At 68.1% G+C, this 17,185-nt stretch carries 21 protein-coding genes and 1 other RNA gene; 9 read left to right on the top strand and 13 right to left on the bottom strand.

Annotation, left to right across the window (positions count from 1 at the left end; genetic code table 11):
- Positions 1 to 1,950 (bottom strand): transketolase, encoded by a 1,950-nt coding sequence (tkt, locus tag ACREEF_RS07290; RefSeq protein WP_431564959.1) that lies wholly within the window; start codon positions 1,948 to 1,950, stop codon positions 1 to 3.
- A gap of 142 nt (positions 1,951 to 2,092) precedes the next feature.
- On the opposite strand from tkt, the gene ACREEF_RS07295 reads away from it, so the two are divergent.
- The 5 genes from ACREEF_RS07295 to ACREEF_RS07315 all read left to right on the top strand — a co-directional run bounded on the left by ACREEF_RS07295 (position 2,093) and on the right by ACREEF_RS07315 (position 4,422).
- The gene (locus ACREEF_RS07295) at positions 2,093 to 2,350 is read left to right on the top strand and encodes a hypothetical protein (RefSeq protein WP_431564931.1); all 258 of its coding nucleotides are present in this window, start codon (positions 2,093 to 2,095) and stop codon (positions 2,348 to 2,350) included.
- Positions 2,350 to 2,688 carry a cell division protein ZapA gene (locus ACREEF_RS07300; RefSeq protein ID WP_431564932.1) on the top strand — a complete coding sequence of 113 codons (339 nt, stop codon included), beginning with the start codon at positions 2,350 to 2,352 and terminating at the stop codon, positions 2,686 to 2,688. The genes ACREEF_RS07295 and ACREEF_RS07300 overlap by 1 nt, the downstream gene beginning before the upstream one ends.
- A 70-nt stretch (positions 2,689 to 2,758) precedes the next feature.
- A non-coding RNA gene (ssrS, locus tag ACREEF_RS07305) (6S RNA) lies at positions 2,759 to 2,919 on the top strand.
- Between the two features lie 136 nt (positions 2,920 to 3,055).
- Positions 3,056 to 3,601, top strand: a complete 546-nt coding sequence (locus ACREEF_RS07310; protein ID WP_431564933.1) for a 5-formyltetrahydrofolate cyclo-ligase — start codon at positions 3,056 to 3,058, stop codon at positions 3,599 to 3,601.
- A complete protein-coding gene (locus tag ACREEF_RS07315; protein WP_431564934.1) occupies positions 3,598 to 4,422 on the top strand; it encodes a TIGR00282 family metallophosphoesterase in 825 nt (274 codons plus the stop codon). Before ACREEF_RS07310 ends, ACREEF_RS07315 begins: the two co-directional genes overlap by 4 nt.
- Positions 4,423 to 4,426: 4 nt before the next feature.
- Here the strand turns inward: ACREEF_RS07315 and ACREEF_RS07320 are convergent, their stop codons facing one another.
- The 4 genes from ACREEF_RS07320 to ACREEF_RS07335 form a co-directional block, all read right to left on the bottom strand.
- Entirely contained in the window at positions 4,427 to 4,780 is a 354-nt protein-coding gene (locus ACREEF_RS07320; protein WP_431564935.1) for a DUF1428 domain-containing protein, read from the bottom strand.
- 70 nt (positions 4,781 to 4,850) lie between these two features.
- The gene (locus ACREEF_RS07325) at positions 4,851 to 5,207 is read right to left on the bottom strand and encodes an indole-3-glycerol-phosphate synthase (RefSeq protein WP_431564936.1); all 357 of its coding nucleotides are present in this window, start codon (positions 5,205 to 5,207) and stop codon (positions 4,851 to 4,853) included.
- Positions 5,207 to 7,417 (bottom strand): phosphoribosylformylglycinamidine synthase subunit PurL, encoded by a 2,211-nt coding sequence (purL, locus tag ACREEF_RS07330; protein WP_431564937.1) that lies wholly within the window; start codon positions 7,415 to 7,417, stop codon positions 5,207 to 5,209. Before purL ends, ACREEF_RS07325 begins: the two co-directional genes overlap by 1 nt.
- Positions 7,418 to 7,463: 46 nt before the next feature.
- Complete coding sequence (locus tag ACREEF_RS07335) at positions 7,464 to 8,261, bottom strand: hypothetical protein (protein WP_431564938.1); 798 nt, start codon at positions 8,259 to 8,261, stop codon at positions 7,464 to 7,466.
- A 130-nt stretch (positions 8,262 to 8,391) separates the two neighbouring features.
- Between ACREEF_RS07335 and ACREEF_RS07340 the strand changes: the two genes are divergently transcribed.
- Together ACREEF_RS07340 and ACREEF_RS07345 are read left to right on the top strand one after the other, a co-directional pair.
- A complete protein-coding gene (locus ACREEF_RS07340; protein ID WP_431564939.1) occupies positions 8,392 to 8,658 on the top strand; it encodes a hypothetical protein in 267 nt (88 codons plus the stop codon).
- Between the two features lie 79 nt (positions 8,659 to 8,737).
- Positions 8,738 to 9,823: an aspartyl/asparaginyl beta-hydroxylase domain-containing protein gene (locus ACREEF_RS07345; protein ID WP_431564940.1), complete on the top strand. Its 1,086-nt coding sequence runs from the start codon at positions 8,738 to 8,740 to the stop codon at positions 9,821 to 9,823.
- A gap of 4 nt (positions 9,824 to 9,827) precedes the next feature.
- On the opposite strand, the gene ACREEF_RS07350 is transcribed toward ACREEF_RS07345, so the two are convergent.
- The 5 genes from ACREEF_RS07350 to ACREEF_RS07370 all read right to left on the bottom strand — a co-directional run bounded on the left by ACREEF_RS07350 (position 9,828) and on the right by ACREEF_RS07370 (position 13,786).
- Positions 9,828 to 10,472: a MalM family protein gene (locus tag ACREEF_RS07350; protein ID WP_431564941.1), complete on the bottom strand. Its 645-nt coding sequence runs from the start codon at positions 10,470 to 10,472 to the stop codon at positions 9,828 to 9,830.
- 11 nt (positions 10,473 to 10,483) lie between these two features.
- On the bottom strand, positions 10,484 to 11,185 hold the full coding sequence (locus tag ACREEF_RS07355) for a hypothetical protein (RefSeq protein WP_431564942.1): 702 nt from the start codon (positions 11,183 to 11,185) through the stop codon (positions 10,484 to 10,486).
- A 109-nt stretch (positions 11,186 to 11,294) separates the two neighbouring features.
- Positions 11,295 to 11,957, bottom strand: coding sequence for a phosphoribosylformylglycinamidine synthase subunit PurQ (gene purQ, locus ACREEF_RS07360; protein WP_431564943.1), 663 nt, complete (start codon positions 11,955 to 11,957; stop codon positions 11,295 to 11,297).
- 33 nt (positions 11,958 to 11,990) lie between these two features.
- Entirely contained in the window at positions 11,991 to 13,235 is a 1,245-nt protein-coding gene (locus ACREEF_RS07365) for an MFS transporter (RefSeq protein ID WP_431564944.1), read from the bottom strand.
- 86 nt (positions 13,236 to 13,321) lie between these two features.
- Complete coding sequence (locus ACREEF_RS07370) at positions 13,322 to 13,786, bottom strand: YbhB/YbcL family Raf kinase inhibitor-like protein (protein WP_431564945.1); 465 nt, start codon at positions 13,784 to 13,786, stop codon at positions 13,322 to 13,324.
- A 116-nt stretch (positions 13,787 to 13,902) separates the two neighbouring features.
- On the opposite strand from ACREEF_RS07370, the gene ACREEF_RS07375 reads away from it, so the two are divergent.
- Positions 13,903 to 15,072, top strand: a complete 1,170-nt coding sequence (locus tag ACREEF_RS07375; protein ID WP_431564946.1) for a class I SAM-dependent methyltransferase — start codon at positions 13,903 to 13,905, stop codon at positions 15,070 to 15,072.
- Between the two features lie 5 nt (positions 15,073 to 15,077).
- Here ACREEF_RS07375 and ACREEF_RS07380 read toward each other — a convergent pair whose 3' ends face one another.
- Genes ACREEF_RS07380 through purC form a run of 3 tightly spaced genes read right to left on the bottom strand, consistent with a single transcriptional unit; the run spans position 15,078 to position 16,565 of the window.
- The gene (locus tag ACREEF_RS07380; RefSeq protein WP_431564947.1) at positions 15,078 to 15,566 is read right to left on the bottom strand and encodes a GNAT family N-acetyltransferase; all 489 of its coding nucleotides are present in this window, start codon (positions 15,564 to 15,566) and stop codon (positions 15,078 to 15,080) included.
- A gap of 1 nt (position 15,567) precedes the next feature.
- Complete coding sequence (purS, locus tag ACREEF_RS07385; protein ID WP_207822657.1) at positions 15,568 to 15,807, bottom strand: phosphoribosylformylglycinamidine synthase subunit PurS; 240 nt, start codon at positions 15,805 to 15,807, stop codon at positions 15,568 to 15,570.
- Entirely contained in the window at positions 15,807 to 16,565 is a 759-nt protein-coding gene (purC, locus tag ACREEF_RS07390; RefSeq protein ID WP_431564948.1) for a phosphoribosylaminoimidazolesuccinocarboxamide synthase, read from the bottom strand. The genes purS and purC overlap by 1 nt, the downstream gene beginning before the upstream one ends.
- Positions 16,566 to 16,827: 262 nt before the next feature.
- Here purC and ACREEF_RS07395 point away from each other — a divergent pair, with 262 nt between their 5' ends.
- Positions 16,828 to 17,151 (top strand): DUF1476 domain-containing protein, encoded by a 324-nt coding sequence (locus tag ACREEF_RS07395; protein WP_296176184.1) that lies wholly within the window; start codon positions 16,828 to 16,830, stop codon positions 17,149 to 17,151.
- Positions 17,152 to 17,185: the final 34 nt, after the last annotated feature.

Raw genomic sequence — 17,185 nt, forward strand, 5'->3', positions numbered from 1 at the left:
TTACAGTCGGGTCTTGGCGGCTTCGACCACGGCCTCGGCGGTGATGCCGAACTCGCGGTAGAGGACTTCGGCCGGGGCCGAGGCGCCGAAGCCAGTCATGCCGACAAAGCCGCCGTCTTCGCCGATGAAGCGTTCCCAGCCCTGCTTGATCGCGGCTTCCACGGCGACGCGGACGGTGCCGCGACCGATGACGGCGTCCTGATAGGCCTTGGGCTGCTGCTCGAACAGTTCGAAGCAGGGCACCGAGACCACGCGGGTCGGCACGCCTTCGGCCTCAAGCGTCTCAGCGGCCTTCAGCGCCAGGGCGACTTCAGTGCCGGTGCCGAACAGGGTGACCTTGGCCTCGCCATTGGCGGCCTTCAGTTCATAGGCGCCCTTGCGCGACAGGTTCTCGCCGGCGTCGGTCAGGCGGACCGCCGGGGTCTTCTGACGCGACAGGCACATGCCCGACGGGGTCTTCTTGTGCTGCAGGGCGACCTGCCAGCACTCCAGCGCTTCGACGGTGTCTGCCGGGCGGAAGACCAGCAGGTTCGGAATGGCGCGCAGGGCCGCCAGGTGCTCGACCGGCTGGTGCGTCGGGCCGTCTTCGCCCAGACCGATGCTGTCATGGGTCAGGACGTGAACCACGCGCACGCCCATCAGGGCGGCGAGACGGATGGCCGGGCGGCTGTAGTCCGAGAAGACCATGAAGGTGCCGGCGTAGGGAATGACGCCGCCGTGCAGGGCCATGCCGTTCATGGCCGAACCCATGCCGTGCTCACGCACGCCCCAGTTGACATAACGGCCGGCGTAGTCGGGCGCGTCGAGGATATGGGTGTCCTTGACGAAGGTGTTGTTCGAGCCGGTCAGGTCGGCCGAGCCGCCGATCAGTTCGGGGATGGCGTTGAACACCGTCTCCAGAGCCTCGCCCGACGACTGGCGGGTGGCCATGGCGGGCTGGGTCGAGACCAGTTCCTTCAGCTTGGCTTCAAGCGTCTCGAAGGCGCCGGTCGGCAGGTCGCCGGCCATGGCGCGGGTGAAGTCGTCGCGCTGGGCGTGGTTCAGCAGGCGGGCTTCCCAGCCCTTGCGGGTCTTGGCGCCCTGCTTGCCGACCTTGGCCCAGGCCTTCTGGATGCCTTCCGGCATTTCAAACGGCGCGAAGGGCCAGTGCAGGGCCGTGCGCGTGGCGGCGATCTCGGTGGCGCCCAGGGCGGCGCCGTGGGTCTTGTGGCTGCCTTCCATCGTGGCGGCGCCCTTGCCGATCTTGGTCTTGCAGGCGATCAGCGTCGGCTTGGACTGCTTGGTCGCCCAGGCGAGGGCCTTCTGGATCTGCTTGTGGTCGTGGCCGTCGATGGCCTTGACCGCCCAGCCCGAGGCCTTGAAGCGGGCCAGTTGATCGGTGGCGTCCGACAGGGACACCTTGCCGTCGATGGTGATCTCGTTGTCGTCCCACATGACGCACAGCTTGTTCAGCTTCAGGCGACCGGCCAGGGCGATGGCTTCCTGCGACACGCCTTCCATCAGGCAGCCGTCGCCGGCGATGACCCAGGTGCGGTGGTCCACCAGGTCCGAACCGAAGCGGGCGGCCAGATGACGCTCAGCCAGGGCGAAGCCGACCGAGTTAGCGATGCCCTGACCCAGGGGGCCGGTGGTCGTCTCGATGCCGGTCATGTGACCGTATTCCGGGTGACCGGCGGTCTTGGCGCCCCACTGGCGGAAGTTTTCCAGCTGTTCCTTCGTCGCGTCCTTGTAGCCCGTCAGGTGCAGCAGGCTGTAGATCAGCATCGAGCCGTGGCCCGCCGACAGGATGAAGCGGTCGCGGTCGGCCCAGTCGGGGCGGCTGGCGTCGAACTTCAGGAATTTCGAATAAAGGACGGTGGCGACGTCGGCCATGCCCATGGGCATGCCGGGGTGGCCGCTCTTGGCCTTTTCAACGCCGTCCATGGCCAGGACGCGGATGGCGTCGGCCATTTGCTTGGGCGAAGGCTTGGCGAATGCAGCTTGGGCGTCGGTCACGGCGAGACCTTTCGTCTGGAACAGGATAAAGCGGGGCGCGCCGCTTTACCCCGGAGCGCGCACAGGTTCTATACGGAATCTGGACGAAAGGACCCCAATGGACGCCGTTACGGCCGCAAAGACACGCATCGACAAGGCCCTCGCCCTGCTGGAACGCAGGGTGCTGGAGCTGAAGGCGCGTCCGGCCACCGCCCCCGCCATCACCGACGACGACCTGTTCGCGCCGCGCCCGTCGAACGCCGCCGACCTGGTGCGGATCACCGAGCTTGAGGCCGCAGGCCGTGACGCCGCCGAGGCCCTGGGCCGCGCGGCCCAGGCCGTGCGCGAGGTTCTGGCCGAGCAGGAGGCGCGCTGATGGCGACCGTCACGGTAGAGGTCAACGGCCGCTCTTATGCGGTGGGCTGCGCCGACGGCCAGGAAGAGCGCGTCCGCATCCTGGCGCGTCAGTTCGACAGCCATGTGCGCCAGATCGCGGGGGATGTCGGCCACGTGGGCGACCTGCGCCTGTTCCTCATGGCCTCGCTGATGCTGGCCGACGAACTGCACGAGGCGCGGCAAAGGCTCGAGAACGGGCAGGGCCCGGCGGTCCAGGACGGCCCGCAGAAGGCCCCGCCGCCCCCGCCCGGCGACGGCGTGGCCGAGGCCCTGAACGCGGTCGCGGCGCGCATCGAGAAGATCTGCCAGACGATCTGAGGGAATATAAAGGGGAGGGAGAAGGGCCATTGTTGAAACGCCCCGGACCGCCTATCTTGTCCGACGGCGGGTCCTGCTGCGGCTCACGTCGAAGACAACATATCCTTCTGACCTTAATTCACTCATAGGGATCTGTCCCTGTCCGGGCTCGAGGGCTTGGGCATACGGAACCCACCTGGCTACCCAGGTCGAGAGGATTTAAACCGTCTTCACGGTTCACGCGGCGCCGCCACCCTTTTCATTCTTGGTGCGCTATGCTCGCGACGCGGTCGCTCGCGGCTTGAGCGCGGTTTTTTGCGCTATCGCTCGGCCTCGCGGGGCCTCGCTGCTTGAGCGCGTTGACGTCCAACTGGGCTTTAGACGGCGCATGACCTCCAAACACGAACTCCGCGCCGCGATGCGCGCCCTGCGCAAGCGGCTGGCCGAGGTCGACAACGAGGCGGCCGAGCGCGCCGCCGGTCACGCCGAGGCCTTGCCGCCGGGCGAAACCGTCGCCCTCTATCGCGCCATGGGGTCGGAGCTGGACACCGACGCCCTGGCCAACGTCCTGCATCAGTCCGGCCGTCGCCTGTGCCTGCCGGTGGTGATCGAGCGCGACGCCGCCATGATCTTTCGCGCCTGGGCGCCGGTCGAGCCGCTGGAGCTGGACGCCGCCGGCTGTCCCGCGCCGCTGCCGCTGAGCGAAGTCATGACGCCCGACCTGATCCTGACGCCGCTGCTGGCCTTCGACGCCCACGGCGGGCGGCTGGGGCAGGGGGGCGGCTATTACGACCGGACCTTTGCGGTCCTGCCGGAGGCGTTGCGCGTCGGCTTCGCCTATGCCGGACAGGAGGTCGAGCGGTTGGCGCTGGAGCCGCACGACATGCGTCTGCATGGCGTTTTGACCGAGAAGGGCTATAGAGCCGCCTCATGAGACTGGCATTTTTCGGTGACGTGGTCGGCAAGTCCGGGCGCGATGGTTTGACGGATCATCTTCCGGGGCTGAGGCGCGACCTCAAGCTCGACTTCGTGGTGGTCAACGCCGAGAACGCCGCCGGCGGCTTCGGCATCACCGAGAACACGGCGCGCGAGATCTTCGCCGCCGGAGCCGACGTCCTGACCCTGGGCAACCATAGCTGGGACCAGCGCGAGGCCCTGACCTATATCGTGCGCGAGCCGCGCCTGATCCGCCCCGCCAACTATCCGCGCCTGATGGACGCGCCGGGGCGGGGCGCCGACGTCTTCGTCACCGCCGACGGCCGCCGGGTGCTGGTCATCAACGTCCTGGGTCGGGTGCACATGGACCCGATGGACGACCCCTTCAGCGCCGTGGAGCGCGAGCTGGAGGCCGCGCCGCTGGGCGTCGTCGCCGACGCCGTCATCGTCGACATGCACGCCGAGGCGACCAGCGAGAAGATGGGCATGGGCCACTTCTGCGACGGCCGCGCCAGCCTGGTGGTCGGCACCCACACCCACGTCCCGACCGCCGACGCGCAGATCCTGCCCCACGGCACGGCCTACCAGACCGACGCCGGCGGCTGCTGCGACTATGACTCGGTCATCGGCAACGACAAGGAAGAGCCGCTGCGCCGCTTCACCACGCGGCTGTCCGGCGGGCGCTACGTCCCCGCCAGCGGCCCGGCCACCATCTGCGGCGTCTTCGTCGAGACCGACGACCGCACCGGCCTGGCGACGCGCGTCGAGGCCATCCGCGTCGGCGGTCGCCTGAGCCAGGCGATCCCGGTCGTCGACTGACCCGTCAGGCGCGAACGATTTCGTCGAAGCCGCCCCAGAACATGCGCTGGCCGTCGACGGGCATGTCGTTCATCTGGGCCTTGATGCGCTCGTCCTGCATGACCTTGGCGTTCACGGCGTCGCGCTGCTCGCGCGAGTCGTAGAGGATCCAGGAAAAGACCACGACCTCGTCGTCCTGGAGCTGAACCGCCTGGGGGAAGGAGGTCAGCTTGCCGGGCTGCACGTCCTCGGCCACGGTTTCGACCACCTCGCGGGCCCCGTACTCCTTCCAGACCGCAGCCGCATCCTGGGCGATCTTGCGATACTCCTCGATCCGGTCCTTCTTCACCGGCAGCACATATCCGTCGACATAGGCCATGAGCGTCTCTCCTTGGGTTGCTCCGACCCAAAGGACGAACGGCCGGTCAGGTTCCCGACAGGGGGCGCGACTATTTTGCGGTCAATCGCGCTTCCAGCGCCCGCAACCGGCCTTCCTCGGCCTTCAGATCGCCGGTCAGCTGGTCTTTCAGCGCCGGGTCGCTGGCGGCGGCGAGCAGGGCGCGGGTGTCCTCGACCGCCTTGCGGCGTGCGGCGATCAGGCGCGTGAGGTCATCGCCGGGGGCAGGCGCAAGCGAAGCGCGCCTTGCGGCGGCCGCCTCTTCTTCCTCGGTGGTCTTCAGCGCCGCCGCCTGACGGGCGGCCGCGGCGTCGCGCAGGGCGTGCTGGACCGGGTCGCCGCCCTCGATGTCGCAGGCGGCCAGCAGGGCCGCGCCGCCGAGGACGAGGGCGAAGACTCCGGCGCGCATCAGCCCTCGATCCAGTTCGGCATCCAGCTTTCGTGGATCTCGCGCAGGTGGGCGACGGGGATGCGGTAGAGCTCGCCCTTCGGACCCGAGGAGGCGAAGTCCGCGCCCTTGGCGACGCCGACGACTGAGGCGTGCAGGCCGGCTTCCTGGGCCTTGGCGATCAGGGCCTCGGCGTCCGAGACGGCGACCAGATAGCGGGCTTGGTCCTCGCCGAACAGGAAGGCGTGGGCGTGAGCCTCGCTGGAGGCATTCAGTTCGATGCCGACGTCCGAGGCCAGGGCCAGATCGGCGGCGGCGCCGACCAGACCGCCGTCCGACAGGTCGTGGACGACCGTCAGCTCGCCGGCCTCGATCAGGCCGCGCACGAAGTCGCCGGTCTTGCGTTCCAGCTTCAGATCCACCGGCGGCGGGGCGCCGTCCTCGCGGCCCAGAACTTCGCGCAGATAGATGGAGGCGCCCAGCTCGCCGTGGGTCTGGCCGATCAGGACCAGAACATCGCCCTCGGCCACGCCGCCGAAGCCGGTCACGACGTCATAGTTGGTCAGCAGGCCGACCGCGCCGACCGTCGGGGTCGGCGGAATGGCGACGCCGTTGGTCTCGTTGTAGAGGCTGACGTTGCCCGACACGACGGGGAAGTCCAGTTCGCGGCAGGCCTCGGCCATGCCGTCGGTGGCGCGGACGATCTGGCCCATGATCTCGGGGCGCTGCGGGTTGCCGAAGTTCAGGTTGTCGGTGATGGCGATGGGGCGCGAGCCCACGGCGGTCAGGTTGCGCCACGCCTCGGCCACGGCCTGCTTGCCGCCCTCATAGGGGTCGGCCTGGACGTAGCGCGGGGTGCAGTCGCTGGTCACGGCCAGACCCTTGTCCGTACCGTGGACGCGGACCACGCCGGCGTCGGCGCCGGTGGAGGAATCCTGCAGGGTGTCGGCCATGACGTGACGGTCATACTGTTCCCAGATCCAGCGCTTGGACGCCATGTCGGGGCAGGCGATGACCTTGATCACCGCGTCGTTCCAGCTTTCCGGGGCCGGGACCTCGGCCGGGGCCAGGCGCGGCTGCAGCTCGGGCTGGACCCAGGGACGGTCATAGAGGGGGGCGTCGTCGAACAGCGGGGCCAGCGGCACGTCGCAGACCACCTCGCCGTGATGCTTCAGCACCAGATGGCCGGTGTCGGTTGTCTTGCCGATGACGGCGAAGTCCAGGCCCCACTTCTGGAAGATGCGATAGCCGACGTCCTCGAAGCCCGGCTTGAGGACGGCCAGCATCCGCTCCTGGCTTTCCGACAGCATCATCTCATAGGCGGTCATGCCCTCTTCGCGCTGGGGCACCTTGTTGAGGTCCAGCTCGACGCCGACGCCGCCCTTGCCGGCCATTTCGACCGAGGACGAGGTCAGGCCCGCCGCGCCCATGTCCTGAATGGCGGCGACGGCGCCCGAGGCCATCAGCTCCAGCGTGGCCTCGATCAGCAGCTTCTCGGCGAAGGGGTCGCCGACCTGGACGGTGGGGCGCTTGGCCTCCGACTCGTCGTCGAACTCGGTCGAGGACATGGTCGCGCCGTGGATGCCGTCGCGGCCCGTCTTGGAGCCGAAGTAGACCACGTCGTGGCCAGCTTGCGGCGCCGCCGAGTAGTAGATCTCATCGGCCCTGGCGATGCCCACGCACATGGCGTTGACCAGGATGTTGCCGTTGTAGCCCTTGTGGAAATTGGTCTCGCCGGCGACCGTCGGCACGCCGACGCAGTTGCCGTAGCCGCCGATGCCGCTGACCACGCCCTTGACCAGGCGCTTGGTCTTCTCGTGGCCCGGCTCGCCGAAACGCAGGGCGTTCAGCAGGGCCACCGGGCGGGCACCCATGGTGAAGACGTCGCGCATGATGCCGCCCACGCCCGTCGCCGCGCCCTGATAGGGCTCGATGTAGGAGGGGTGGTTGTGGCTCTCCATCTTGAAGATGCAGGCGTCGCCGTCGTCAATGTCGATGACCCCGGCGTTCTCGCCCGGGCCGCAGATGACGCGCTCGCCCGTGACGGGGAACTTCATCAGCTGCTTCTTGGAGGATTTGTAAGAGCAGTGCTCGGACCACATCACCGAGAAGACGCCCAGCTCGACCTGGTTGGGCTCTCGGCCCAGCCGGTCCAGAAGGACCTCATACTCGTTCGGAGCCAGACCGTATTCAGCGGCCAATTCTGCGGTGGTCTTTTGCGGAGCGCTCATGGGCGGGGCTTCTAGCCGGGTCTGAGCCTCCTGTCAGCCCGTCCCTTCAGCGCGGGCGCTCGATCCCGCGTTTCAGGCCGAAAGTGATGATGACGGCGGCTGTCACCAGCACGAAGGCGGCGCCCAGGGCGGTGAACCCAAGCAGCGGATTTCGCTCCTGTTCCGCCACGAAGGCCCCGACCAGACCCCAGGCGATCGGCAGGGAATAGGCCATTGTGCGCAGGTAGAGGGTGGCCTTGATCCCCACCAGAACCGCGGCCACGATGGCGGCGACGGCCCAGCCCGTCGGCGACAGGAAGGCCGGCAGGGCGTCGAACGCCGTCGCTGTCGTAATCAGGTTCAGCGGCGCGGCGATGGTCAGCCAGCCCGCCAGCGCCGCCAGGGGCCAGGTCAGGAACCAGCGGTCGCGGTCCATCACCCCCGTCGTGCGGATGGTCTTCGCCGTCGCCAGCATGGGAACCAGCAGGGCCAGCAAGGAGGCGAAGATGATGACCACGCTGGCCGCTTTCAGGTTCAGGGCGGCGGCGATGATCCACATGCCGATGCCGAACATGGCCACCGCCGAGGGCCAGCCCATGCGGTTGATCAGGACGCTCTCGCCGGTCTGGGGCAGGGCCTGGCGTCCGGCGTAGACCAGCAGCCCCAGATAGATCGGCCCCCAGATGGAGAAGGCATAGCCGGCCACCTGCAGCGTCTGGTTTCCGTCGGCCGCGAACGCGGCCTGAGACAGGCCGAAGCCGAGCAGATGCTGAACAATCGGCGCCACCATGGCGAAGACGGCGGCGGCCAGCACCGCCAGACGGCGGGTCTGCTGGGCGGGCGTGGGGCGTTCGATGGCGGACATGGCGGCGGTTCCGGCGAAGCTTCACCTTCACTACGCGCCGGACGCCGGTTTGGTTCAAGCGGTACTTTGGCCGGAACCGCCGGGCTCGCGCCCCGCTTAGGTCAGGAAGGACCGCTTACAGGAGACCGCTATGGCCGACCCCGACAACCTGCCGGAAGACCCGGCCCTCGAAACCGATGAGGTCGAAACCAACCGCGCCCTGGGACAGGGCCTCGGCGTCGGCGCCCGCGAACTGGCCGCCATCGGCGAATCCGGCGCGAAAGGCACGCTGGAAGGCCCGCTCGACGAGGAGGGCGAGCCCGTTGAAGAAGAGGTCGAGGTCGGCGACGCGGGCCGCAGCGCCAGCGTCCTGGACCGCGACGACAAGGCCAAGGTCGGCGAGGCGGATAAGAAGTAGCGGGACAAGGGCGGCTGAGGTTTGGATATCTGCCACGTCGCCGCTTGACCCGATCCGTCCCGCATCGTTCCTTTGTTCGATGAGTGATGTTCGACTGTCCGATTCCGAGGCCTTGCTCGCTCAGGCGCACGCCGCGCGCGCGCGGGCTGATTTCGCGGTCCTGGCGGGGGCCGCCGACGCCCTGCTGCGGTTGAACCCGCGCGAGCCGCGCGCCCTGGTGCTGAAGGCCGACGCCCTGGCGGGGCAGGGGGACCATCGCGCGGCCGTCAGCTTCTACGGCGCGGCGCTGGCCCACGGCCGGGCCGTCGCCTCGCCCTCGCCCGACCTGCGCGCCGAACTGGAGCGCGCCGCTCGCGCCCAGGTCGAGGGGGCGCGGCGGTTCGAGCAGGGGCTGCGCGACGGGCTTGAGGCGCGGGGTTTCGATCCGGCCTCGTCTAGCGCGCGCTTCGCGGCCTCGCTGGACCTGATGACGGGGCGGCGGCGGCTCTACGCCCAGCAGCCGAAATTCTACATGTTCCCGGGCCTGCCCCAGATCGAGTTCCAGCCGCGCGAGACGGTCGCCTGGCTGGCCGGGGTCGAGGCCGCGGCCCCGGCGATTCGCGCCGAACTGGACGCCGTCCTGGCCGAGCCGGCCCTGTTCGCCCCCTATGTCGAGGATCGCGCCAACCGGCCGAAGAGCGATCAGGCCGGGATGCTGGACAACCCCGCCTGGAGCGCCGTCTTCCTGTGGAAGGACGGGGCCGAGGTCCCGGCGGTTGCGGCCCGCTGTCCCGAGACCATGCTGGCCCTGGCGGAGGCGCCTCTATGTCGGATTCCCGGCCGCTCGCCGTCGATCCTGTTCTCGAAGCTCTTGCCCGGCGCGAAGATCCCGCCGCACCACGGCCTGATCAATACGCGCCTGATCTGCCACCTGCCGCTGATCGCACCGCCCGGCTCGCATTTCCGCGTCGGCGGAGAGACGCGGGAATGGAAGGAGGGCCAGGCCTGGGCCTTTGACGACACGATCGAGCACGAAGCCTGGAACGGCAGCGGCCAGGACCGCACCATCCTGATCTTCGACGTGTGGAAGCCCGAAATCACCGCCGAGGAGCAGGACCTGATCCGCGCCCTGTTCGCCACCATCGACGCGGCCGGGGGCGCGGGGGCGCCCCGGCTGGGCGTCTAGGCGGTCAGGAGCCTTCCTTGATGTCGGTGTCGTTGATCGAGACGCGCACCGTGCCGTCGTAGGAGAAGGTGCGCAGTTGTTTGGCTTCGGTGCCGGTCTGCACGACGGCTGCGTATAGTCCGGTCGATACGACGGTGGTGGCGACGCCGATCTGGATCGCGTCGTAGCGTTGACCGACCAGTTCGGGGGCGGCGGTCACCAGCAGATAGGCTTCGCCCGTACGCAGGCGGAACTGCACCGAATAGACCGGGCCGCGATAGAAATACTCCCGCCGTTCGAAGCGGCGCGTGACGTCGCCCTGGGCGTCCAGAATCTCGACGCTGGGGGCGAATATCCGCGCCTGCTCCAGGGCCGAGCCGACGTTCAGCGTCTTGTCGCCGAAGTCAGCCGGAACGGCGTAAACGACATAGGGCACTGCGGTCCCCGCGCGGTTCAGGCACGGGGTGTCCGGTCCGACAGGGGTGGCGACGAGATGCACCGCCCGTTCCTTGTCGGGCGTCAGGCTGACCGCCGTCGACAGGTCGGGCGTCGTGGAGCAGTCCTGCCGGGCGTAGGCCAGCGCAGCCGGCGGGGGCGGCGCGGCGGTGGCGCAGGCCGCCGCCGTCGCCCCGACCAGGCCGATCGCCGCAAGGGCGCGAAGGCGCGTCATCGGCAAGCGTCCTATTGCAGCAGACGGGCGGCCGTGTCGGCCACCTGGTTCAGCGCGTCCTCGATCCCGGCGGCCAGACGGTCGGGATTCTCCAGCAGGTCGGCGCGGTTGGTGAAGACGTACTGCGGGTTCGGCGGCAGGGTGACGACGCCCTCGATCGGGGCCAGCGGATTATAGACGATGATGTTCTCCATCAGCGTCGAACGGTCCGAAACCTTCACCAGGCGGACTTCCGCGCCGACGCTGGGGCGGAAGGGCTGGCCCGCGCCGGACGACATATAGCCGTAGTGGGTGATCGAGACGTCCAGATAGGCGTCGACGCCTTCAGCCGCGTCCGGATAGGTCTCCAGCAGGTCGCGCTTGGCGCGGGGCTGACCGGACAGGGGCGCGACCTTGTAGCCGTGGACGGCGAGGGCCGAGACCAGCCGGTCCTCGAGCTTGTCCTCAGCGTCGAACTTGACGCCGACCAGGGCGTCGTTGACCGCGTCCTGGCGGCTGGCCTGGATGCCGGCGTCCACCAGGGCGCCGATCAGGCCGAAGTTGGAGCCGACCGATGCGACCTCATAGGCGATGGCCTTTTCGGGCAGGGCGTCATCGATCATGGTGATCGACTGCACATTGTGCGCGGCGCGATCATAGGGCGTCGCCACATAGGGCGAAGCGCAGGCGCCGAGCGCCAGCAGCGATGCGATGCCGAGAATTTTCTTGAACATTATCCAGTCCCCCAAGTCATCCTGCCATGACCTTGGGGGCGGGGTCTGTCAAGCGATCGAAGATCGCTGTTCCACAGGTTTAGTCGGTCGCAGGCGCCGGAGGAGCGGCTCAGGCCGCGGCGTAGATGCTCTGGAACAGGATGGCGCCGTCGGCGCTGCCCAGCTCGGCTTCGAAGGCGCGGTCGGGGTGGGGCATCATGCCCAGGACGTTGCCGCGCTCGTTCTGGATGGCGGCGATGTCGGCGACCGAGCCGTTGGGGTTGTCGACGTAGCGGAAGACCACCTGGCCCTCGCCCTCGATCCGCTTCAGCGTCTCTTCGTCGGCGAAGAAGTTGCCGTCGCCGTTGCCCTGGGTCATGACGACTTCGCGCTGGCCCTGATAGCCCGAGGTGAAGCGGGTCTGGCCGTTGGCGACCGTCAGGCTGATGGGCTTGCAGACGTATTTCAGCCCGGCGTTGCGCAGCAGGGCGCCCGGCAGCATTCCGGCTTCGCACAGGACCTGGAAGCCGTTGCAGATGCCCAGGACGGCGACGCCGTCGTCGGCGGCCTTCTTGACGGCCTGCATGATCGGGGCCTGGGCCGCCATCGCGCCGCAGCGCAGATAGTCGCCGTAGGAGAAGCCGCCCGGCAGGACGATCAGGTCGAGGCCTTTCGGCAGCTCGGTCTCGGCGTGCCAGACCATTTCGACCTGTTCGCCAGTGGAACGTTCGATGGCGACCTTGCAGTCGCGATCACAGTTGGAACCCGGGAAGACAATGACGGCTGCGCTCATGGGCGGGCCTCCTAGCATCATTTGATGGGGTTGTCAGGCGTGGCCGTGCATCGTCTTTCGCCCGGTCGTCCAGGCGACGATCCAGACCGCAAAACCGCCCAGCGACAGGGCCACGCCGACCCAGCCGGTCGAGGTCCAGCCCCAGCCCGCCGCCACGGCCATGCCGCCCAGCAGGGGGCCTATGGCGTTGGCGGTGTTGAAGGCGGAGTGATTCAGCGCGGCGGCCAAGGTCTGGGCGTCGCCGGCCACGTCCATCAGGCGGGTCTGCAGGATCGAGCCCAGCCCGCCGCCGCCGCCGATCAGGAAGACCACGATCAGCATGGCCCACAGGTGCGGGGCCGCGAAGGGATAGAGCGCCAGGGCTGCGGCGCTCCACAGCAGAAGCCCGCCCGCCGCCTTCATGCCGTAACGGTCGGCCGCCCAGGCTCCCAGCAGGTTGCCGCCCATCATGCCCAGGCCGAACATGGCGAAGACCCAGGGCAGGACCTCGGGCCCGACGCCGGTCACGGCGGTCAGGGTCGAGGCCAGATAGGCATAGACCGCGAACATCCCGCCAAAGCCGATGGCCCCGACGCCCAGCGTCAGCCAGACCTGACCGCGCTTCAGGGCGCCCAGCTCGCGCATGGGGCTGGCGTCGGCGTGGGCCGGATCGCGCGGGGCGAACAGGGCCACCAGGGCCATGGTGACGATGGCCAGAACGCTGACGATGGCGAAGGTCCAGCGCCATCCGAAGGCGTGGCTGACGGCGGTGGCGACCGGCACCCCGATAACGGTGGCTACGGTCAGGCCCAGCAGGATGGTGGAGACGGCGCGCGTCCTGAGCCTGAGCGGCACCAGCGACGCCGCCACCAGGGCCGCCACGCCGAAATAGGCCCCGTGCGGAATGCCGCTGAGGAAGCGGAAGGCCAGCATCCACTCATAGGTGGGCGCGACGGCGCTGAGGGCGTTGCCGACGGCGAACAGGGCCATGAAGCCGATCAGCAGCAGCCAGCGCGGCGCCCGCGCGCCCAGCACCGCCAGGATCGGCGCGCCCACCACCACGCCGGCGGCGTAGGCGCTGATGACGTGGCCGGCGGTGGGCTCGTTGACGCCCAGGCCCGCGGCGAAGTCGGGCAGGACGCTCATGGCCGCGAACTCGGTGACGCCGATGGCGAAGCCGCCCATGGCCAGGGCCAGCAGCACCAGAGCCACCTTGCCGGGCGCCGCGGCCGCCGTGTTCGCGGGCGACGGCGCGCATAGGCCGTCGTCGATACAGGGGGCGGCGTCGGTGGGGGCCATGAACTATCGCAATGCAACAAATTTACGCTGCGTCGCAAAATAGAGCCCGCGCCTCCTGCTTCAACCTTGGCCGGAGCGGCGGGCGATCAACTCTTGTTTTCGTAGGTGGCCGTGATCGACGCTTTCGCCAGCGTATGGAAATGCAGGTTGAAGCCGAACACGGCGCCGGAATTGTCTTCGGTCACGTTCAGCCGCTCTACGTCCACGGCGAAGACGGTGAAGACATAGCGGTGCGGTCCGTGTCCCGGCGGCGGGGCGGCGCCGCCGTAGCCGGGCTCGCCGAAGTCGGTGCGGCCCTCGACCGCGCCCCGGGGCAGGTCGGCGCCGGCGGCCAGTTCGGTCACGTCGGCGGGGATATTGGCCACGGTCCAGTGCCAGAAGCCCGAACCCGTCGGCGCGTCAGGGTCGAAACAGGTGATGGCGAAGCTTTTGGTCCCCTCGGGCGCGCCCGACCAGGACAACTGCGGCGCGATATTGCCCCGCGCCATCACCTGGGCGTCGGGTAGGACGTCGCCGTCGCGAAAATCGGCGGAGGTGAGGGTGAAGGTCATCGGCGGCGCTCCCTTGATCTTGTGCGCGGACGGAACGGTCGGGGGCTCCACACCGTTGCGTTGCGACAGTCTGTCCCTAGCCAAGCTTGGTCGACGTTCAAAGCGCGGAGAGTCGGATGCTGCAATCCCTTCTCGACCGGACCTTCCTGACGCGGTCGGTCCGCGTGCGCTTGCCGGACGGTCGCGAACTGACGGCGGGGCCGGGTGCGCCGGAACTGACGGTGGTGATCGCGGACACGAAGACGGCCCTGGCCATCGCCGCCAACCCTGATCTGGCCCTGGGCGAGGCCTATATGGACGGGACCTTCCGGGTCGAGGGCGGCGACATCTACGCCTTCCTGCAACTGACGACGTCGCAGCTGGCGATCCGGCCGCGCGCTGGAAAGCTGAACCTGCTGCAACGCATCCGGCGCGGCGCGGAGCAGGCCAACGACCGGCTGCACGCCCGCAGCAACGTCCACCACCACTATGACCTGACGGTCGACTTCTATCGGCTGTTTCTGGACGAGGACCTGCAATATTCCTGCGCCTTCTTCGAGACGCCGGACGCAAGCCTGGATCAGGCCCAGGTCGCCAAGAAGCGGCGGCTGATCGACAAGCTGGTGCTGTCGCCGGGCCAGACGGCCCTGGACATCGGCTGCGGCTGGGGCGGCCTGGGCCTGTCGATGGCCGAGCGCGGCGCGCGCGTCACCGGCGTCACCCTGTCGACCGAACAGCACCGCACCGCCAACGAGCGGGCGGCGGCGCGCGGCCTGTCTGACCGGGCCGAGTTCCGGCTGCAGGATTATCGCGACCTCAACCAGACCTTCGACCGGATCATCTCGGTCGGGATGTTCGAACACGTCGGGGCGCCGAACTATCAGGAGTATTTTGACGCCATCGCCCGGCTACTGGACGACGACGGGGTGGCGGTGGTCCACTCCATCGGCCGCAAGACGCCGCCCAGCCGCACCCAGCCCTTCATCCGCAAATACATCTTCCCCGGCGGCTATATCCCGGCCCTGTCCGAAGTCCTGCCCGCCATCGAACGCTCGGGCCTGTGGGTCACGGACATGGAGGTGCTGCGCCTGCATTACGCCGAGACGCTGAGGATCTGGCGGGAACGCTTTCTGGCGCGCCGCGACGAGGCCCTGACCCTGTACGACGAGCGCTTCTGTCGGATGTGGGAGTTCTATCTCGCCGCCAGCGAGGTCGCCTTCCGCGAACTGGGCCACATGGTCTTCCAACTGCAGCTGACCAAGCAGCAGACGGCGGCGCCGTTGAGCCGGGACTATCTGTGCGAGTAGAGGCTTCAGCCGAAGGCGGGATGGTAGCGCACGTCGCCTGATCCCTCGACGGGACCGAAGGCCAGGGCCATGAAATACTCGGGCGGCGGGCCGGGGTAGGTCAGGCGCGGGTCCTGAACAAAGCCGAAGCGGCCATAATAGGCGGGCTCGCCCATGACGACGCAGCCGCGTGCGCCGCGTCGGCGCAGATCATTGAGGCCCGCCTCGATCAACTGACTGCCGATGCCCTGGCCCTGGCGATCCGGCGCGACGGACACCGGCCCGAGGCCGAACCAGTCGCCCTCGCCGGGCCATTCGACAGGAGAAAAAGCAGCGTGACCGACCACCTGGCCGTCAACCTCGGCCACCAGCGACAGAGTCAGGGCGGCGGCGTCGCGCAGGGCGTCGATGATGCGCGGCTCGGAGCCGTCGCTGTGCGGATGGCCGTCAAAGGCCGCCGCTGTCAGTGTTTGGATCGCGGCCCGATCCGTTGCCGTCTCGGGCCGCAGGATCATGTCAGGCGACTTCGATCCGGTAGCTTTCGATGACCGTATTGGCCAGCAGGGTGTCGCACATGCGCTTCACCTCGGCTTCCTTGTCGGAAACGCTGTCATCGAGATCAAACTCGATCAGCTTGCCGACGCGGGCGTTGGCGACGCCGGCCCAGCCCAGACCCTGCAGGGCGCCTTCGACGGCCTTGCCCTGAACGTCCAGGACGCCGGGCTTCAGGAAGACGTGAACCTTAACCTTGGCCATTAGTGCAGTCCCCCTTGGATCACGGTCGGCATGTCCTTCATGATGCCGAGGCGGCGGGCCACCTCGGTGTAGCTTTCGATCACGTCGCCCATGTCGCGACGGAAGCGGTCCTTGTCCAGTTTCTCGCCGGTGGCGGCGTCCCACAGACGGCAGGAGTCCGGGCTGATCTCGTCGGCCAGGATGACGCGGGCGAAGTCGTTCTCCCACACCCGGCCGAACTCGATCTTGAAGTCCACCAGGGTGATGCCGACGGCGCCGAACATCCCGCACAGGTAGTCGTTGACGCGGACCGTCATGGCCAGGATGTCGTCCAGCTCCTGGGTGGTGGCCCAGTTGAACGCCGTGATGTGCTCTTCCGTCACCATCGGGTCGTTCAGCTCATCCTTCTTGTAGTAGAATTCGATGATCGAACGGGGCAGGGCGGTGCCCTCTTCCTGGCCCAGACGGGTGGCCAGCGAACCGGCGACCACGTTGCGGCAGACGACTTCCAGCGGAATGATCTCGACTTCGCGGATCAGTTGCTCGCGCAGGTTCAGGCGCTTGATGAAGTGGTTGGTCACGCCGATGCCGTTCAGGCGCGACATGATGAACTCGCTGATGCGGTTGTTGATGACGCCCTTGCCTTCCAGCACGGCCTTCTTCTGGGCGTTGAAGGCGGTGGCGTCGTCCTTGAAATACTGGATCAGCGTGCCCGGCTCGGGACCCTCGTACAGGATCTTGGCCTTGCCCTCGTAGAGCTTCTTGCGCTTGGTGTTCATCAATCGGGTCCCGGGAGGGAAGGAAACGGACGGCCTCAAAACGAAAAACGCGCGGCCCGGCGACAATGGGCGGCGCGATCCTGAATCGACGGCGGCTATATAAGATCGCACGCCCTTTAACCGAAGGGCGTCTGTGACACAAATATCCTCACGTCACGTAGCGTCAGGACCGCGACCGCGAGTCCGGTTGCGTTCGCCCGCGAGGGGGCTATAGACGGCGATGCGGACCCCAATTCCGTCCGCGACTGGAGTTACGACGCGCATGACGACCTTTGACGATCGGGAAAAGGGCTACGAGTCCAAATACGCCCTCGATCAGGAACAAGAGTTCAAGGCCATCGCGCGTCGCAACAAGATGCTGGGCCTGTGGGCGGCCGAGAAGATGGAGCTGTCGGCCGAGAGCGCCGAACAGTACGCCGCCGCCGTGGTCCGCGCCGATTTCGAGCAGCCGGGCGAGGAAGACGTCTTCCGCAAGATCGCCGGCGACTTCAAGGCTTCGGGCCTGACGGTCTCGGAAGGCGAACTGCGTTCCAAGATGGACGAACTGGCCTCGATCGCCCGCGAACAGATCCGCGCCGGCGAGTAAGCCCCGGTTCCATCCGACGAAATTCAGAAGGGCC

This window comes from Brevundimonas sp. (assembly GCF_050729455.1).
Taxonomy (GTDB): domain Bacteria; phylum Pseudomonadota; class Alphaproteobacteria; order Caulobacterales; family Caulobacteraceae; genus Brevundimonas.

Coding starts and splice junctions, on each gene's coding strand:
- tkt (WP_431564959.1), bottom strand. CDS start 1,950: ATGGCCGACGCCATCCGCGTCCTGGCCATGGACGGCGTTGAAAAGGCC.
- ACREEF_RS07295 (WP_431564931.1), top strand. CDS start 2,093: ATGGACGCCGTTACGGCCGCAAAGACACGCATCGACAAGGCCCTCGCC.
- ACREEF_RS07300 (WP_431564932.1), top strand. CDS start 2,350: ATGGCGACCGTCACGGTAGAGGTCAACGGCCGCTCTTATGCGGTGGGC.
- ACREEF_RS07310 (WP_431564933.1), top strand. CDS start 3,056: ATGACCTCCAAACACGAACTCCGCGCCGCGATGCGCGCCCTGCGCAAG.
- ACREEF_RS07315 (WP_431564934.1), top strand. CDS start 3,598: ATGAGACTGGCATTTTTCGGTGACGTGGTCGGCAAGTCCGGGCGCGAT.
- ACREEF_RS07320 (WP_431564935.1), bottom strand. CDS start 4,780: ATGGCCTATGTCGACGGATATGTGCTGCCGGTGAAGAAGGACCGGATC.
- ACREEF_RS07325 (WP_431564936.1), bottom strand. CDS start 5,207: ATGCGCGCCGGAGTCTTCGCCCTCGTCCTCGGCGGCGCGGCCCTGCTG.
- purL (WP_431564937.1), bottom strand. CDS start 7,417: ATGAGCGCTCCGCAAAAGACCACCGCAGAATTGGCCGCTGAATACGGT.
- ACREEF_RS07335 (WP_431564938.1), bottom strand. CDS start 8,261: ATGTCCGCCATCGAACGCCCCACGCCCGCCCAGCAGACCCGCCGTCTG.
- ACREEF_RS07340 (WP_431564939.1), top strand. CDS start 8,392: ATGGCCGACCCCGACAACCTGCCGGAAGACCCGGCCCTCGAAACCGAT.
- ACREEF_RS07345 (WP_431564940.1), top strand. CDS start 8,738: ATGAGTGATGTTCGACTGTCCGATTCCGAGGCCTTGCTCGCTCAGGCG.
- ACREEF_RS07350 (WP_431564941.1), bottom strand. CDS start 10,472: ATGACGCGCCTTCGCGCCCTTGCGGCGATCGGCCTGGTCGGGGCGACG.
- ACREEF_RS07355 (WP_431564942.1), bottom strand. CDS start 11,185: ATGTTCAAGAAAATTCTCGGCATCGCATCGCTGCTGGCGCTCGGCGCC.
- purQ (WP_431564943.1), bottom strand. CDS start 11,957: ATGAGCGCAGCCGTCATTGTCTTCCCGGGTTCCAACTGTGATCGCGAC.
- ACREEF_RS07365 (WP_431564944.1), bottom strand. CDS start 13,235: ATGGCCCCCACCGACGCCGCCCCCTGTATCGACGACGGCCTATGCGCG.
- ACREEF_RS07370 (WP_431564945.1), bottom strand. CDS start 13,786: ATGACCTTCACCCTCACCTCCGCCGATTTTCGCGACGGCGACGTCCTA.
- ACREEF_RS07375 (WP_431564946.1), top strand. CDS start 13,903: ATGCTGCAATCCCTTCTCGACCGGACCTTCCTGACGCGGTCGGTCCGC.
- ACREEF_RS07380 (WP_431564947.1), bottom strand. CDS start 15,566: ATGATCCTGCGGCCCGAGACGGCAACGGATCGGGCCGCGATCCAAACA.
- purS (WP_207822657.1), bottom strand. CDS start 15,807: ATGGCCAAGGTTAAGGTTCACGTCTTCCTGAAGCCCGGCGTCCTGGAC.
- purC (WP_431564948.1), bottom strand. CDS start 16,565: ATGAACACCAAGCGCAAGAAGCTCTACGAGGGCAAGGCCAAGATCCTG.
- ACREEF_RS07395 (WP_296176184.1), top strand. CDS start 16,828: ATGACGACCTTTGACGATCGGGAAAAGGGCTACGAGTCCAAATACGCC.